Origin of the sequence: Paraburkholderia sp. J67, assembly GCF_905220265.1 — a bacterium.
In the GTDB taxonomy this organism is placed as follows: Bacteria; Pseudomonadota; Gammaproteobacteria; order Burkholderiales; family Burkholderiaceae; genus Paraburkholderia.
On record NZ_CAJMZK010000002.1, the window covers coordinates 490790 to 507449 of the forward strand.

The 16660-nt window shown below is 66.0% G+C and carries 14 protein-coding genes; 7 read left to right on the plus strand and 7 right to left on the minus strand.

The window, feature by feature from the left end; all coding sequences use genetic code 11:
• Positions 1 to 226: 226 nt before the first annotated feature.
• Positions 227 to 1003, minus strand: a complete 777-nt coding sequence (locus U5782_RS06070; protein ID WP_322042915.1) for an ABC transporter substrate-binding protein — start codon at positions 1001 to 1003, stop codon at positions 227 to 229.
• A gap of 525 nt (positions 1004 to 1528) precedes the next feature.
• Between U5782_RS06070 and U5782_RS06075 the strand changes: the two genes are divergently transcribed.
• Complete coding sequence (locus U5782_RS06075; protein ID WP_322042916.1) at positions 1529 to 2227, plus strand: pirin family protein; 699 nt, start codon at positions 1529 to 1531, stop codon at positions 2225 to 2227.
• Between the two features lie 150 nt (positions 2228 to 2377).
• On the opposite strand, the gene U5782_RS06080 is transcribed toward U5782_RS06075, so the two are convergent.
• A complete protein-coding gene (locus tag U5782_RS06080) occupies positions 2378 to 2938 on the minus strand; it encodes a periplasmic heavy metal sensor (RefSeq protein ID WP_322042917.1) in 561 nt (186 codons plus the stop codon).
• Between the two features lie 236 nt (positions 2939 to 3174).
• On the opposite strand from U5782_RS06080, the gene U5782_RS06085 reads away from it, so the two are divergent.
• Positions 3175 to 3906 carry a response regulator gene (locus U5782_RS06085; RefSeq protein WP_027816580.1) on the plus strand — a complete coding sequence of 244 codons (732 nt, stop codon included), beginning with the start codon at positions 3175 to 3177 and terminating at the stop codon, positions 3904 to 3906.
• Positions 3890 to 5203, plus strand: coding sequence for an ATP-binding protein (locus U5782_RS06090; protein ID WP_322042918.1), 1314 nt, complete (start codon positions 3890 to 3892; stop codon positions 5201 to 5203). Before U5782_RS06085 ends, U5782_RS06090 begins: the two co-directional genes overlap by 17 nt.
• Positions 5204 to 5323: 120 nt before the next feature.
• On the opposite strand, the gene U5782_RS06095 is transcribed toward U5782_RS06090, so the two are convergent.
• Positions 5324 to 5590 (minus strand): hypothetical protein, encoded by a 267-nt coding sequence (locus U5782_RS06095; protein ID WP_027816578.1) that lies wholly within the window; start codon positions 5588 to 5590, stop codon positions 5324 to 5326.
• 237 nt (positions 5591 to 5827) lie between these two features.
• Positions 5828 to 7507: a diguanylate cyclase gene (locus U5782_RS06100; RefSeq protein ID WP_322042919.1), complete on the minus strand. Its 1680-nt coding sequence runs from the start codon at positions 7505 to 7507 to the stop codon at positions 5828 to 5830.
• A 520-nt stretch (positions 7508 to 8027) separates the two neighbouring features.
• Here U5782_RS06100 and U5782_RS06105 point away from each other — a divergent pair.
• Together U5782_RS06105 and U5782_RS06110 are read left to right on the plus strand one after the other, a co-directional pair.
• Positions 8028 to 9803 (plus strand): ABC transporter permease subunit, encoded by a 1776-nt coding sequence (locus U5782_RS06105; RefSeq protein WP_322042920.1) that lies wholly within the window; start codon positions 8028 to 8030, stop codon positions 9801 to 9803.
• Positions 9804 to 9835: 32 nt separating this feature from the next.
• A complete protein-coding gene (locus U5782_RS06110; RefSeq protein ID WP_322042921.1) occupies positions 9836 to 11185 on the plus strand; it encodes a nitrate/sulfonate/bicarbonate ABC transporter ATP-binding protein in 1350 nt (449 codons plus the stop codon).
• A gap of 84 nt (positions 11186 to 11269) precedes the next feature.
• Here U5782_RS06110 and U5782_RS06115 read toward each other — a convergent pair whose 3' ends face one another.
• The 3 genes from U5782_RS06115 to U5782_RS06125 all read right to left on the minus strand — a co-directional run bounded on the left by U5782_RS06115 (position 11270) and on the right by U5782_RS06125 (position 13884).
• Positions 11270 to 11824: a hypothetical protein gene (locus tag U5782_RS06115; protein ID WP_322042922.1), complete on the minus strand. Its 555-nt coding sequence runs from the start codon at positions 11822 to 11824 to the stop codon at positions 11270 to 11272.
• Complete coding sequence (locus U5782_RS06120; RefSeq protein WP_415914255.1) at positions 11821 to 12456, minus strand: hypothetical protein; 636 nt, start codon at positions 12454 to 12456, stop codon at positions 11821 to 11823. Before U5782_RS06120 ends, U5782_RS06115 begins: the two co-directional genes overlap by 4 nt.
• A gap of 240 nt (positions 12457 to 12696) precedes the next feature.
• Complete coding sequence (locus tag U5782_RS06125; RefSeq protein ID WP_322042924.1) at positions 12697 to 13884, minus strand: sigma-54 dependent transcriptional regulator; 1188 nt, start codon at positions 13882 to 13884, stop codon at positions 12697 to 12699.
• Between the two features lie 518 nt (positions 13885 to 14402).
• On the opposite strand from U5782_RS06125, the gene U5782_RS06130 reads away from it, so the two are divergent.
• Together U5782_RS06130 and U5782_RS06135 are read left to right on the plus strand one after the other, a co-directional pair.
• The gene (locus tag U5782_RS06130; RefSeq protein ID WP_322042925.1) at positions 14403 to 14717 is read left to right on the plus strand and encodes a hypothetical protein; all 315 of its coding nucleotides are present in this window, start codon (positions 14403 to 14405) and stop codon (positions 14715 to 14717) included.
• 390 nt (positions 14718 to 15107) lie between these two features.
• On the plus strand, positions 15108 to 16499 hold the full coding sequence (locus U5782_RS06135) for a sigma-54 dependent transcriptional regulator (protein ID WP_322042926.1): 1392 nt from the start codon (positions 15108 to 15110) through the stop codon (positions 16497 to 16499).
• The last annotated feature ends 161 nt before the right edge of the window (positions 16500 to 16660 follow it).

Sequence of the window (16660 nt, forward strand, 5' to 3'; positions counted from 1 at the left end):
CAGTCGCTGCCGCGGTTCAATTGCCGTTCATGCGCGGCCGGCATGGCTGGCCGCGTTCCCGTTGGTGCGCTGGTTAGTGCGTGGTGCTGTCCGAAGCCCCGGGGGGCGCGTGGCTGCCACTGTATACGAAGGCTTCGCGCGGTCTATCGGGGCAGGCCCCCGTGAACGCATGCGGCTGGCGCGCTTTGGCCCGCGTTTGCCTGCTCTTGCCTTCGTTCCGCCCGGCTTACTTACCCTTGTAGATGTCGAAGTCGAAGTACTGCTTCGCAATCTTGTCGAACGTGCCGTCCTTGTGCAGCGAGGCGAGTGCGACGTTGAACTTCGCCTTCAGGTCGGCGTCGTCCTTGCGCAGGCCGATGGCCGTGCCGTCGCCGATCGTCGCGAGATCCTCGACTTCCGGGCCGGCCCAGCCGAAGCCCTTGCCGCGCGGCGTCTTGAGGAAACCGTAGTCGGCCTGCACTTCGTCCTGCAGCGTCGCGTCCAGACGTCCCGACATCAGATCCTGATACACCTGGTCCTGGTTCGCATACGAGACCACGTTCACGCCCTTCGACGCCCAGTGAACCTTCGCATACGCTTCCTGGGTCGAGCCCTGTTCGACGCCGACGTTCTTGCCCTTGAGCGACTCGGGCGTCGGCAGCAGCGGCGAGCCGGTGCGCGCGATCATGCGCGCGGGCGCGTCGAACATCTTGTCGGAGTAGTCGATCTGCTGGCGGCGCTGCGGCGTGATCGTCAGCGACGAAATGATCGCGTCGAACTTGCGCGCCTTGAGCGCCGGAATGATGCCGTCGAGGTCGTTTTCGACCCAGACGCACTTCACGTTCATGCGCGCGCACAGCGCCTTGGTCAGATCGACGTCGAAACCGACGATCTGGCCGTTGGTGGCCTTGGATTCGAACGGCGGATAGCTCGCGTCGACGCCGATGCGCACAGTTTTCCACTCTTTGGCTGCGGCGCTCACGGCAACCAGGGCGAGCGCGACGCCCACTGCAAACTTCTTCATCTTTCTCCTGTCGAGCCCGGGCGCGTGCTGTAGCACGCACTTCGGTCCCATGCATGGCTGATACGGGCGCGGCTATTCGCGTGGGTGCGGCGAAGAAACCGTCTGGCGAGCGCCGGCAGCGATGCCGGCGCGGCGCGGGCTGCTCGCCCACGGGCCGGCTCTTGACCGGGCGCCGCCGTATTCTAGGCGATCAAAAATGCGGGTCGGACACGCGTGGTGTCGCTCGACCGGCATGCGTCCGGCTGGTGCGTAGGGCCGCGCGAGGGCGCGGACGGTGGCGCCGGCCGAAAAGCGCGGTATTTTACCCGAAGCGCACGCCCGCGCGGTTCGTTCTCCCATCGCCTGTGGCTTCTCTCTGACAGACGCTCGCGCGCCGGTGGGTCAATGCCGCAATCCCGGCGCAATCGCGCCAATTGCGCCCCGATTGATGTTGCTGGCGAAACGATCCGGTGCATTGCCGCGGATTGTCCTGGCGGCACTTCGCCCTTACCTTGGGGCATCGACATGATTGACCGGAGAATCCCCATGCTCACCATCCGACGCGCCGACGAACGCGGCCATGCCAACCACGGCTGGCTCGACTCGTATCACAGCTTCTCGTTCGCGGACTATTTCGACGAAGCGCACGTTCACTACGGCGCGCTGCGCGTGCTCAACGACGACCGCATCGCGGGCGGGCGCGGCTTTGGCGCGCATGGCCATCGGGATATGGAGATCGTCACCTATGTGCTCTCGGGCGCGCTCGCGCACCGCGACAGCATGGGCAACGGCTCGACCATCCGCCCCGGCGACGTGCAGCGCATGAGTGCGGGAACCGGCGTGATGCACAGCGAGTTCAACGCCTCGAAGGACGAAGAAGCGCACCTGCTGCAAATCTGGCTCTTGCCGACCGAACGAGGTGGGGCGCCTGGCTACGAGGAAAAGCGTTTCGACGACGCCGACAAGCGCGGCCGCCTGCGCGTGATCGCCTCGCCCGACGGGCGCGACGGCTCGGTGACGGTGCAGACCGACGCGTCGATCCACGCGGCGTTGATCGACGGCGACGAGCGCGCGGACTACGCGCTGGCGGCTGGGCGGCGCGCCTATGTGCACGTCGCGCGCGGCACGCTGGAGATCAACGGCGAGCGCCTGAACGCCGGCGACGCGGCGATGATCGACGCCGAAGCGACGGTGACGCTCGCACACGGTGAGCAAGCCGAGGTACTGCTGTTCGACGTAGCTTGAGCGTCACGGCCTGAGCGCAACAACAAGCGCCGCCAAAGAAAAACCGCCGCGGGATGTGAGTCCCGCGGCGGTTTTTTTGTCCGCCAACGTCCGCTCAACGCGTCTCAAACGGTCAGACGCTTATTGCGGCGCATTGCAGCGTGTTGCCGCTTATTGCGCAGCCGGTGCCGAAGCCGGGCCCTTGCGATGCTGTTCCCAGCGCTGGTGCATCTTCTCGTGACGCTGCTCCATCTTCGCGAAGTGCTCCTTGAGCGCCGAGCTCACGGTGGTCTTCTGCTGATCGTTCAGGCCGTTGTAGAAGGCGAGCCAGGCTTGCGCGGTCTGCTCGCGCAGTTGCGCTTCCTGCTGTTCGATCTGCTGATGCGTGTTGTGCATCGCGTTCAGGTCGAGGATCGGCTGGTTCTTCATCGCATCGAACTGCTGCTTGACCTGCTCATGGTTCTTGCGCATGGCTTCGCCGTTTTGCTTCATCGTGTCGACGGCGGCTTGCCATTGCTTTTCCTGCGCGGCGTTCAGGTTGAGCTTGTCGTGCAGCTTTTTGGCGCCCATCATGAAGTCGCCGTGCATGCCCGGGCCGCCATGCGGACCGTGCATCATGCCGGGACCGCCCGGGGGCGGCGGAGGCGTCTGGGCGTGGGCCGCCGTGGCGCCGATGGTAAGAGCGAGCGAGGCAGCGGCGATCGCGAGAAGGCGCGAAGGGGTCTTGTACATGGTGATGCTCCTGACAAATCCTTGAAGGTTTGGTCCGGTAAGGCACGGCGCCTTTGCGAAAGATGCGGGCGTCCGCAACCGGTGTCCCTAGCGTATAGACCGGTCGCGCCCCGCGTGTTACGGCTCGCCCCGTTGTGATTACGCGACATTACACGCGCCTTTCGCGGTAACTTCTCGTAACCCAAAGCCGCCCCGTGTAAGCAAACGGCCCTCACCCGCGCGTTAAACTTCGTCCCATGGCTACTCAAATTCTGGTCGTCGATGACGACGTCGAACTGCGCGATCTGCTGCGCGACTATCTGGCTCGGCAAGGCATGGAAGTGTCGGTGCTGCACGACGCGGGCTCGCTCGAGCGCCGCCTCGAGCGAGAGCGTCCCGATCTGATCGTGCTCGATCTGATGATGCCGGGCGTGGACGGGCTCACGGCGCTGCGCAAGCTGCGCGCGTCGGGCGACGACATTCCCGTGATCATGCTGACCGCGCGCGCGGACGACGTGGATCGCATCGTCGGTCTCGAACTCGGCGCCGACGATTACCTCGGCAAACCCTTCAACCCGCGCGAGCTGCTGGCCCGCGTGCAGGCCGTGCTGCGCCGGCGCCGCACGGTGCCGTCGGCGGCCGCGCCCGAACAGCGCGAGCCGTTCTCGTTCGGCCGCTTCACGCTCGACTTCCAGTCGCGCACGCTGCAGCAGGAAGGCAAGCCCATCATGCTGTCGGGCAGCGAATTCGCGCTCCTGAAGATCTTCGTCAATCATCCGATGCGCACGCTCACGCGCGAGCGCCTGCTCGAACTGCTGCACGGTCCCGAGTACGACGGCACCGACCGCGGCATCGACGTGCAGGTGTGGCGTCTGCGCCGCATCCTCGAATCCGATCCGTCCACGCCGCGCTTTATTCAGACCGTACGCGGCCGCGGCTATGTGTTCGTGCCGGACGGTGAACAGGGCAGTCATGCGCCAGCCGGTTGATTCGCTGTTCGGGCGGCTCGCGCTGCTCTTTATCGGCGTTTTGCTGCTCTCCCACGTTGCGTGGTTCGCGCTCATGCGCCTCGAGCGCGACCAGATGCAAACGCGTTACGCGGTCGAAGAGGCCATGTTCCTCGTCGATGCGGTGCGTCAGCACGTCGAGCGCGAGCCCGACCAGCCGCTGCCGTCGCGCGTGCAGGTGATCGCACCCGATAGCCCCGACGTGCCCGCGCTGCGCAGCGACTATCCCGAGCCGCTGCGTCGCTTCATCGACGACATGCGCGATCGCATGCCGCCGGGCACCGAGGTGCGCGCGGGTCTGCCGGGCCGTCCGCCCACGCTGTGGGTCAAGGGGCCGGGCGACGCCCGCTGGATCGTGGTGCCGGGCCAGCCGCTGCGCATGATGCGGCCAATGGACCGCGCGCCGTGGTTCGTCATCATCTTCACGGCGGCGTTGGCGGCTGCGCTGGTGGCGGCGTGGATGGTGCAGAAGCCATTGCGGGCGCTCGCCAACGGAGTCGCGCGCTTTGGCCGCGGCCAGCCGGTGCCGCCGCTGCCCGAACGCGGGCCGCGCGAGCTGCGTCAACTCACGCGCGGTTTCAACACGATGGTCAAGGAAGTCGAGCAGACCGACAAGGATCGCGCCGTGATGCTCGCGGGCGTCGCGCACGACCTCAAGACGCCGCTCGCACGTCTGCGTTTGCGCGCCGAGATGATGGACGAGCAGAAGGTGCGTGATGGCGTGGTGCGCGACGTCGACTCGATGGCCCACATCATCGACCAGTTCCTGGTGTTCGCGCACGATGGCGCGGACCGCAGCGAGCCGCGCGAGGTGGACGACCAATGCGAGCGCATCGCGCGTAATTACCGCACGGTGGGCGGCGAAACGCTCGCCATCGAGCGCCGATTCAAGGCGGGGCCCGATTTCCGGCTGCCCGCGGCCACGCTCGACCGCGTGGTGTCGAATCTGCTCGACAACGCGCACGCCTACGGCGCGCCGCCCGTGGTGATCGAAACGTCGCGGGGCGCGGACGGCTTCACGCTGTGCGTGCGCGATCACGGCAAAGGGATTTCCGATCAGGATCTCACGCAGGCGAGCCGGCCGTTCGTGCGGCTCGATCCGGCGCGCGGCGGCAATGGCCACAGTGGCCTTGGGCTCGCGATCGTCGAGCGGCTGGTGCGTCGCGCGGGTGGCGAGATCGTCATCGGCAACGGCGAGAGCGGCGGCCTTGCGGTACGCATGACGTTTCCGTTCGAAGTCGTCGAGCGCACGGTCGCCGAGGCGGCGCAGATCTGGTGAGCGCCTCGCGGCGCTTTGCTGGAGAGGTCGCTTCTGACTGAAGCGCCGGTGGGGAGAGGGTGCTGGAAACGCCCGCGTCGTGCGGGCGCAGCATCAAATCAATACAGCATCAACGCGGTATCAAACCGAAAACAGCGTATCGAGCGCCGCGGCGGCCTCGTTGTCCACGGTGTTGTAGGTCACGCTGCCGGCCTCGAAGATGTAGTGCGTCGTGTACTTGCCGAGGCGGGCCAGAATCTCTTCCTGTACCAACTCGGGCGCGGCTTCGAGCTTCAGGTACCACGCGGTCGATGACAGGCGCGTTTGAAACGCCCCGTATTCGACCATCAACTGGTCGAACGCGAGAGCATCCTGATCGCGACAGACGATGACCAGATTTCCCTTCATGCATGCCTCCTCAATGTGCTGTGACTACGGTGCGCGGCACGTGTCGCTTCATGCGTGAATCCACGCGTGCCTTCACGTGCATCGGCACGCGCGCCGCATGATGCAGCGCGCGCAAATGTCGACGGCTTGCGCACCCCGTTTGACCGATGATACCGCGTTGGAGGCCAAAGCCCTGGCCGAGTCCTGCACTGCACCATGCCCCGCGGCTTTCCGCGTGTTACGGCATCAGCGCTTTTTTCACCACGTCTCGGCGGCGGTGCGCGGCGGCACGGCGCCATCGGCGGTCATCGCCTCGCAGCGATCGCGACCGCCCGCTTTGGCCATATAGAGCGCGAGATCGGCGCGGCTCATCAGGCGCTCGGGCTGATCCTGGGAGGACGCAAGCTCGGTAATGCCGATACTCACGCTCAGGTTGGCGTCGGCCGGCAACCCGGCGCAACGGCTCGCCTTCACTTCGCGGCGCAGCCGTTCGATGACATCGTGGCCGGTTTGCAGCGCGGTGGCGGGCAGCAGGATGCCGAATTCTTCGCCGCCCAGACGCCCGACCGCGTCGTCCGAGCGCAGTTCGGCGCGGCACGTCTCCACGAAATGCTGGAGCGCGCGATCGCCGGCCGGGTGGCCGAAACGGTCGTTGATCTGCTTGAAGTGGTCGAGGTCGGCGATCGCCATGCACAGCGGCTTGCCGCTTGCGTAGGCGGTGTCGATCTCGCGGCGCAGCAGGTCGAGGAAATAGCGGCGTGAGAGTGCGCCCGTGAGCGCGTCATGGCGCGCCTCGGCAGCGAGCAGCGCATTGGCGGCCTGCAACTGCCCGGCGAGATCGCGACTCGCGCGGTGCAGCCGTCGCTCGCGCACCCATGAAATCGAGATCACGGCCGCGAGCGCCGCCGAGCCCGCGAGCGTCAGGAAGATCAGCAGACGGTCGCGCCGATGATTGGCGAGCAACTCGGGCCACGCGCTGAGCGGATCGACCAGATGGGCCGACAGCCCCGAATTGAGCCCGCCGCGCTCCTCATACAGCGAGGGCCCGCGCTGGCCAGGCAAATCGACGAGCGACTGCGCAGCCTGCTCGGGCATCCACGGCGCCTGGGTGGTCGCCGCGTGCGCGGCGCTCTGTAGCGAAATCTCGTTGAAGCGCTCGCGCAGATAGGTGTTCACGCGATCGACGGCGTTCATCTCTTCGACATGGGAGCCCGGCATCGCGAGCCCTTCGATGCCGCTATCGTGCGCCATCACGATCACGCCGTTGCTGTCCGACACAAAAGTGCCCGGATGCGTGACCCAGTGCCGCAGCCGCGCGATGCTGACCTTGGCGACCACGGCGCCCACCAGCAGGCCGTCGTCGTAGGCGGGCGCGGCCACGAAGATACCGGGCTCGCCGCTGGAGGTGCCCACGCCGTAGGTTTCGGAGAAGGCGCCCAGCAGCGTGTCGCTCAGATAGGCGCGCGGGCGCATGTCCACGCCCACGTAGGAGATCTTTTCCATCGCGTTGCTCGACGCGATGCAGATGCCGTTGGCGTTCACGAGCCAGATGGCGTCGAGCCCGGAGAAGCCCTGGGCGTCATGCAGGAAGCGGTTGACGTCGACGAGGCCGCCCACGTGCTGCAGCTCTTCGCGCCGCGCCAGTTCCGTCGAGGCGCGCGAGGCGGCATAATGCGCGGCCGTGGTGAGCGCCTGCTGAACGATGTGGGTTTCGGCCATCGTCGCGGGGATGGCACGCGACATCGACAGATCGCTGGCGATGACCTCGGCCATGTTGTCGACGACCGAGCGGGTCATCTGGCGCTGCGAGGCGAGTGCGGCGTCGAGTTCCTGACGCACCATGCGGTCGGCGAGCCAGCCCGCGCACAACCAGCAGACGAGCGCGACCACCACGACCCCGACGGGTCCGGCAGCCTGACGCAAGAGTCTCCTGTTCATCGGCCTTCTGGTGGGTGAGTGCGATGGTGGGCGGGCGGGTAGCCCGGCGTCGTGGCGCGGCATCCTGTGAGAGCGTCTTACGTCAGCGAGCCTTGCCGCGACACGATTTTAACTCCCGAATGCCGGGGGAGAAGCTGGAAACGGTGCGCCAACGCGCGACAGCGCGCTGTTTTGGTGCGCTTTGCATACCGGATTGCGGTGGTCGCAACGAAATGGGCATCCCGGGCTGGAAGGTCGCAGGAATGCCGTCGAAAGCCGCCCGAAAGCCCCGTCTGGCGGGGCTTTCGGGCGGATTGTACAGAACGGGGTGCAAGGTTGAATGTGTCACGATTGTTGTAGTAGTGTCGTGCCGTTCCTGAGCAAGCCAGGCCTGCGGCGCTGGCCTGGGCGCGTCATCCACGCTAACGAATTACCGAGTCCATGCGTCTTGCCTTTCCCCTTCGCCGTTCCTCGCTGCGCGCGCTCGCGCAGTGCCGTTGTTTGTTGTGTTCGTCTGCCGCAACGCGGTGAGGGCGCCTGAATGGACTTCAGCTTCAACCTCAATCGCACGGCCAACGTCTCGGCGTGGCGTGTGCTGCCCAATCGCTGGGACTTCGTCGCGTTCCCGCTCATCATCTGCCTGATCGCGATGGCGGCCGTCGGTTTCCACGAAACGATGGCGCCCATTGCCACGCTCAAGACGCAGACGATTTCGCTCGATCCGACGAACCTGCCCGAATACGCGATGCGCACGACGCTGCGCATGCTGGCGGCGATGGTCGCCTCGCTGATCTTCACGCTGGGCTACGGCACGCTCGCGGCCAAGAGCCGCCGCGCGGGCCTCGTGCTCGTGCCGATCCTCGACATCCTTCAGTCGGTGCCGGTGCTGGGCTATATCTCGTTCACCGTCACGTTCTTCCTCGCGCTGTTCCCCTCGCGCGTGCTGGGGGCCGAACTCGCGGCGATCTTCGCGATCTTCACGAGCCAGGCCTGGAACATGACTTTCAGCTTCTACCAGTCGCTGCGCACGGTGCCGCGCGATCTGGACGAAGTCTCGAAGGGCTTCCACCTGACCGGCTGGCAGCGCTTCTGGAAGCTCGAAGTGCCGTTCTCGATGCCGGGCCTCATCTGGAACATGATGATGTCGATGTCGGGCGGCTGGTTTTTCGTGGTGGCCTCCGAAGCGATCACGGTGGGCAACAACACGATCACGCTGCCGGGCATTGGCGCGTATCTGGCCCAGGCCATCACGGAAAAGAACATGCACGCGATCGGTTGGGTGATCCTGGCGATGATCGTCGTGATCCTGGCCTACGACCAGTTGCTGTTCCGCCCGCTGGTCGCCTGGGCCGACAAATTCCGCATGGAGAACACGAGTTCGGGCGATGCGCCGGAATCGTGGCTGCTCGACCTGATCCGCCGCACGCACCTGATTCATCGGTTGCTGGTGCCGCTTGGCTGGTTCTTCTCCAAGGCCGCCCGCGTGCCGTTGCGTCTGCCGTTTGCGCTGCCCTCGTTCCCGGTCGTGCAGAGCGCCGCGCCCGCGAAGGGTAGTCAAGGCGGCCTGCGCGCGAAGCTCGGCGATGCGCTCTGGGCCGTGTTCGTGATCGCGCTGACGGTCTACGTGGTGTGGCGCGTGGCGGTCTATGTGCGCACCGGCGTGACGCTCGACGAAGTCTGGCACGTGCTCGTGCTCGGCCTGATCACGCTGCTGCGCGTGGTGCTGCTGATCGCGATTGCCTCGGTCATCTGGGTGCCGCTGGGCGTGCTGATCGGCCTGCGTCCGGCGCTCGCCGAGAAGATCCAGCCGCTCGCGCAGTTCCTCGCCGCGTTCCCCGCGAACCTGCTGTTCCCGGTGTTCGTGATCGTGATCGTGCGCTTTCACCTCAACCCTGACATCTGGCTGTCGCCGCTGATCGTCCTGGGGACGCAGTGGTATATCCTGTTCAACGTGATCGCGGGGGCGAGCGCCTACCCCAATGATTACCGCGAGGCGGCGAAGAACTTCCACATCCGTGGCTGGCAGTGGTGGCGTCAGATCATGCTGCCGGGCGTGTTCCCGTACTACATCACGGGCGCGATCACGGCGTCGGGCGGCGCATGGAACGCGAGCATCGTCGCCGAGTTCGTGCAGTGGGGCGACACCAAGGTCGCCGCGCACGGGCTCGGTGCGTATATCGCGCAGATGACCGCCGCAGGTGACTATCCCAAGATCATTCTCGGCATCGCGGTGATGTCGTTGTTCGTCACGCTGTTCAACCGCGTGCTCTGGCGTCCGCTCTATACGCATGCCGAGTCGCGGCTGCGGCTGGATTGAGCGAAACCGATCAAAAATTCGAAGGCATGGCGATGCAAAACCCCAAGACTCTCAGCACCGCGCACGGCGACGTGCAAACGGCTCCGAATCCGCCGCGCATCGGCGAAGAACTCCTGCGCGTGCAGAACGTGTGCCGGGGCTTCAACAAGAACCAGGGCGAACTGCTGGTGCTCGACGACGCCAATCTGTCGCTGCGCGAAGGTGAGATCGTCGGCCTGCTGGGCCGCTCCGGTTCCGGCAAGTCCACGCTGTTGCGCATCATCGCCGGGCTGATCGAGCCGACGGCGGGCGAAGTGACGTGGCGCGGCAAGCCGCTCGACGGCCCGGCCGAAGGCGTGGCGATGGTGTTCCAGACCTTCGCGCTGTTCCCCTGGCTCACGGTGCTGCAAAACGTGGAAGCAGGCCTCGAAGCCCAGGGCGTGGGTGCGCGCGAGCGCCGCGAGCGAGCGCTGGCCGCGATCGACCTGATCGGTCTGGACGGCTTCGAAAACGCCTATCCGCGCGAACTCTCGGGCGGCATGCGCCAGCGCGTCGGTTTCGCGCGCGCGCTGGTTGTCGATCCGAACCTGATGCTGATGGACGAGCCGTTCTCGGCGCTCGACGTGCTGACCGCCGAAACGCTGCGTACCGACCTGCTCGACCTCTGGACGCAAGGGCGCCTGCCGATCAAGTCGATCCTGATCGTCACGCACAACATCGAGGAAGCGGTGTTCATGTGCGACCGCATCCTCGTGCTGTCGTCCAATCCTGGCCGCGTGGTCGCCGAGATCAAGGTGCCGTTCAAGCATCCGCGCAATCGTCTGGACCCGGCGTTCCGCAAGCTGGTCGACGACATCTACGCGAAGATGACCGCGCGTCAGACCGGCGAGACCACGAAGAAGGGGCTGGAGCTGGGTAGCTGGCTGCCGCGCGTCTCGACCAACCTGATGGCCGGTCTGATCGAAACGCTCGCCACCGCGCCGTACCACGGTCGCGCCGACATGCCGGAAATCGCCCGCTCGCTGCATCTGGAAGTGGACGATCTGTTCCCGATCGCGGAAGTGCTCCAGTACCTCGGTTTCGCGGACGTGCGCGAAGGCGATGTGCTGCTCACGCCGCCCGCGCGCGTGTTCGCGGAATTCGGCACCCAGGAGCGCAAGATGATGTTCGCGGAACATCTGCTGCGCCACGTGCCGCTCGCCGCGCGGATCAAGAAGGTGCTCAACGAGCGTCCGGGCCATCGTGCGCCGCGCGTGCGCTTCGAGCAGGAGCTGGAAGACTTCCTCTCGGACGGCGCGGCTGAAGAGACGCTCGACACCGTGATCGACTGGGGCCGTTATGGCGAGATCTTCTCGTACAACGACCAGTCGGAAATCTTCAGCCTGGAAGACGTGGAGTCCTGATTAACTCGTCGAATCGGTGCGATGATTTTTACGCGCCGGCAATGAAAAACGGTCGCCTTGGCGACCGTTTTTTCTGGGCGGGGCTTATTGCAGCGCGCCCCAGCGCTCCACGGCAGGCTCGGCCGTGGCCCACTTCCAGCCGCCATCGTCCTGGCAGGCGCTGGCCGTGTACCACTGCTCGGGTGCGTTGGCCGCTTCGCCGTCCTGGACCGAGAACGCGAAGTCCTTGCACAACGCGAGCGCCGATGCGAACGCGCGCGTCACGCGCACCTGGCCGTGACCGTTCTCCACCGGCAGCTTGTGCTTGATGCGCCAGCTGTCGGTGCCGCCCACGGGCAGGCGTCCGGCGGTCTCGGCGATCATCTCCTGCTGGTCGGCGTGCATGCTCTTCATGAAGCGGGCGACGGCTTCGTCGGTGGCCGCCTGCACGGCGATACCGACGCCCACGCCGATGGCCGGATTCGCCGTCACGATGCCGGTAGCGGCCGCCGCCGCCGCACCGCTGGCGGCGCCAATCGACGTACAGCCGCTCGAGCCCAGCGCAACGCCTACGCACAATGCCGCGAGCGCCGTGCAGGCAAAGAGGCGCGCACGAGGCGAGCGCGTGCCGATGGGGGCAGTGCTCAGCGTGCCGCTCATTGCAGCGCGCCCCAGCGGTCGGTCGCGGGTTCGGCCGATGCCCACTTCCACGTCTGACCGTCGCGGCACACCGACGCCACGTAGAACGCGCTGGTCGCGGCCTTGTCCTTGGTTGCGTCGTGATCGACGGAGAACACGATCTCCTTGCAGTCCAGCTCGCCGGTGCTGATTGCGCGGCTCACGGTCACGCGACCGTGTTCGTCGTCTTCGATCGGAAACGAATGGACGATGGACCAGGGCGCAACGCCGCCTACATCGAGCGGGCCGGCGGCCTTGGCGATGCTGTCCTGGGTATTGCGGTGCACGACGCGCTCGGAGTACTGCACGCCGGCTTTGGCGGCGGCCACGGCGCCCAGACCGATGCCGGTTGCGACCGAGGCATTGCTGGTGACCTTCGAGGCGATCGCCGCGCCGGCGATACCGGCACCCGTCGTCGCGCCTTCGGAGTAGAGCGAGCCGCACGCGGAGCAGGCGAGGCTCGCGGCGGCCACGAGCAGCGTGAGCGCTGCGCTGCGTCGCCAGCCTGCGGCCGCGAGGTTTCCGCGGGACCGTGCCGCGCCGTTGGAAGGCGCGCTGCGCGGTGCCGTCGATGGCGCATTGCACGCCAAGGCACATTGTTCTTGCATGTTCATTCCCTGCCGCTGGCGGCTGAAGGCCGCCCAGCGCGACGCTCCAGCACGTTTTGATGCGCCTTCGAGTGATGACCTCAGGCGCTATTTCGTGCTGCGGATTGTGCAGGATGAGCTTTACAAAGGGGATAGGGAAAATGCAAGAAATTGCAAAAGGTCGTGCGCCTCACCGTATTACATGATTGCGCACACGACCTTTTTGCGCATTTTTAGCGTAAATCGCGTGGGATCGAGGTGCGCCGATCAACTCGCGTCGCGCGCTTCGGCGTCGTTCTCACCATCGTCGATGAGAGGCGCTTCGTTGTCCTGCGCACCGTCCTCCGCGCCATAACTGCCGAGCCGGTTATAGAGCGTCTTCAGGCTCACGCCGAGCGTGCGTGCCGCGAGCCGCTTGTCGCCGCCGCAGTATTTGAGCGTGCCGAGAATGATCTGCTTTTGCGCATCGGCGAGCGGCGTGCCGATCCATACACTCATCGCGTCGCCCTGGGTGACCGGCTTCTTCACCTTCGGCACGAGTTGCGGATGGGCGATCTCTACGTGCTTTTCGGCGAGGATGAAGGCGCGGTACACGGCGTTCTTCAGCTCGCGCACATTGCCGGGCCACGACCAGTTGCGCACGGTTTCGAGCGCGCGCTTGCTGAACACCTTCTGCGTGCCGCTCTCGTCGTTGAGCTCGGTGAGAAAGAGTTGCGCGAGCAGTTCGCGGTCGCGCTCGCGCTCGCGCAGCGGCGGCGCGCGCAGGGGGAATACGGCGAGGCGATACATCAGATCCTCGCGCAGTGCGTTGTCCTTCACGGCCACGACCGGGTCGCGATTGGTCGCGGCGATGATGCGCACGTCGCCGCGAATCGCCTCGTTGCTGCCGACCGGGAAGTACTCGCCGGATTCGAGCGCGCGCAGGAGTTTCACCTGATGCAACAGCGACATCTCGGTGACCTCGTCGAGGAACAGCGTGCCGCCGCGCGCGTGCTCGAAGTGGCCGGCGCGCGCTTGCACGGCGCCCGTGAAGCTGCCTTTCTCGTGGCCGAACAGCTCGGCCTCGATCAGTTCGTCGGGGATCGCGCCGCAGTTCACGGCGATGAAGGGACCGTCGCGGCGCTCGCTGCGATCGTGGATCGTGCGGGCCACCAGCTCCTTGCCGGTGCCCGATTCGCCGACGATCAGCGCGGTGGCGTCGGTGACCGACACGCGCTCGATCTGCGCATAGAGCTCCTGCATGATCGCCGACGAACCGTACAGCAGACCGTACGATTGCAAGCCGGGCACGCGCGGTTCTGCGCTGGCTTCATGGCTTGCCTGAGGGCTCGATTCACGACTTTTCGCGTTACCTTTTGCGGTGGCCTTCTCGTTGCGGCGCGCAACGCCCTCGTCACGCGTGGCGCGCGGTTCATCTCGTTCGGCGGCGGGCGAGCCCGGCTCGATTGACGCCATAGCGTATTCGTCCTGCAAAGTGAGTAAGTGGCCCGAGGCCGTCACGCCTGCGCGCGGTTTGCTGCCTGCGCGCTCACGTACGGCGGTGTTGCGCGCACCAGCCTTCGTGCGCGGGCTTCAAAATCGGCTCAGGACGGGCGGCGGCCGGTCAGACTGGCGTGGCCGATGCCGCGCCGCCGGTCGCAGTGTTTCCATCTCGTAAACATTTAACCACTGCGACGCACCACAGGGCAATGGACGTGCCCGGATCGCAGGGGCCGCCGACCCATGCGGATGGGCGTCTGGCGACCTTCTCGCCGAGGCCGGACGATTTTGTGCGCAGCTGGCACGCCTCGTGCTGCGCAACTCGCGTAGCGCGCGAGCGTCTATGTTATAGCGCAGGGAAAGGTGGGGCATTGGCGATGTCCCGCGGGTCCTGGACCCGGCGCACGACGTGGACGCATCGCGCCGAACCGGAACGCCGGGCGCGCCGCGCCTTGGAGCGCGGCAGGTCGGGCGACGAAACTGGGAGAGTCGATATGTCGAAGAGCAAGCCTGGACTATTCGGAACGCTGATGGCCGTGGGTGCGCTCGGCGCGACGGCCGGCATGCTGGCCTTGCGCTGGTCGCAGCGCCATCGCGCGCAGCGGCAGCATATGCACCGTGACCTGAGTCGCTGGGAGGACGAGGGCGGGGCGCTGTCGGAGAGCGCCAATGGCGCATTCGGCGCGGCGGCGGGCAAGCCGATGGACGAGGCGGCGATGCACGGGCGTGGCGCACCGGGCGCGAGCGAGGACGCCAACGGCGCCTGGCCCTTCCCGCAAAGCGACGCGGATTCCGCCACGCGGCATTGACGTCTGCGCCGCCCGACGCTCGCCCGAATGCGCGAGCGTCGCGGGTGGCGTCGGGCATGATGCGCGTGTCATGCGCGGTGAATCGAGACGCGCGGGTCGAGGCGTGCCAACCAAACGGCGTGCCGGGCTATCTCGAATAAGTCTATAATAGTGATATTTACAACAATCGAGGTTCGGGTTGCGTGTTGATCGCTGGATTGTTGCGATAGTGCAGCTAAAACCGTGCGCTCACCGTCTTGAACGTACCCGACCGTTTCGTACTCCACTGCGCAATCGGTTGCGCCGCCAGCTTGCGGCGTCGGGCGAAATCGTCCGGCGCATCCCTCATGCTCGCGGCGCGGTGCGTGTCGCGCATGGGAGCCATTCACCTTTCAGGGCTGACGAGACGCGATGCCACATGTATTGATTGTCGATGACGACGCAGAAACCCGCGAAGCGCTGGCCGCCGTGGTGGGCGAAGACGGGCTCACCACCGCACAGGCGGGCGATCTGCGCGAGGCGCGTATCCAGCTGATCCGGCAGATGCCCGATGTCGTCTTCACCGACCTGAAGCTGCCCGACGGCAGCGGCACGGATCTGTTCCAGGATCTCGATCCGCGCTCGGGCGTGGAGCTCGTCGTCATCACGGGCCATGCGACCGTCGAGACGGCCGTCGACGCGCTCAAGAACGGTGCGATCGACTATCTGGTCAAGCCGATCAATCTCCAGCGCGTCAAGGCGATCCTGAACCGCCTGCCGCGCGCGGGCGATCTCAAGGCCGAAATCGGCACGCTGCGCGGCGAATTGCGCCGCATGGGCCGCTTCGGCCTGATGCTCGGCAATTCGCCGGCCATGCAGGACGTCTACGACCAGATCAGCCGCGTGGCGGTCACGCCCGCTTCGGTGATGCTGGTGGGCGAGTCGGGCACCGGCAAGGAAGTGGCCGCGCAGACCATCCACCAGTTGAGCCTGCGCCGCAAGCACGAATTCCTCGCCGTGAACTGCGGTGCGATCTCGCCCAACCTGATCGAATCGGAAATGTTCGGCCACGAACGCGGTTCGTTCACCGGCGCGGATCGCCAGCACAAGGGCTATTTCGAGCGCGCGAACGGCGGCACGCTGTTCCTCGACGAAATCACCGAAATGCCGATCGAGCTACAGGTGAAACTGCTGCGCGTGCTCGAAACCGGCATGTTCATGCGCGTGGGCACGACCAAGGAAATCGAGACCGATGTGCGCCTGATCGCGGCGACCAACCGCGACCCGGAGCAGGCCGTCGCCGACGGCAAGCTGCGCCTGGACCTCTATCACCGCCTGAACGTGTTCCCGATCAACCTGCCGCCGCTGCGCGAGCGCGGCAAGGACGTGGAGTTGCTCGCCCAGGCTTTCCTCGACGAACTCAACGAGCGTCACGGCACGAAGAAGCAATTCCCCAACGCCGTGCGCGAGACGCTGGCTTCCTATCCGTGGCCCGGCAACGTGCGCGAGCTGAAGAACTACGTGCAGCGCGCGCACATCATGGCCGGCAACGACGGCGATCTCACGGCGGCGGTGCCGTTGCAGATTTCGCTGTCGAAGCCGGTGGCCGGCACGGCGGTGACGATTCCGTTCGGCACTTCGCTCGCCGACGCCGACCGTCAGTTGATTCTCGCCACGCTCGATCAGTGTGGCGGCGTGAAGACGCGTGCGGCGGAGATCCTCGGCATCAGTCTGAAGACGCTCTACAACCGTCTCGTCGAGTACGGCAACGAGTCGGGCAGCCCCGGCGGCAAGGGCGAAGCGCCCGCGCGTGTGGCGGGCTGACGCAACGGCCATCGTTCGAAAGCAAGCCTGCGCCCGTCCTGCGGCGCTTGCTTGCATGCGATGTAAATCGCACCTGTCTGTTTTCCCTCGCTGTTTTCTCCTGTCTCCGCCGGGTGCCTCGCGCGCCGGGCGGCGCACGCTGGTATGTCGCTTGCATGGTT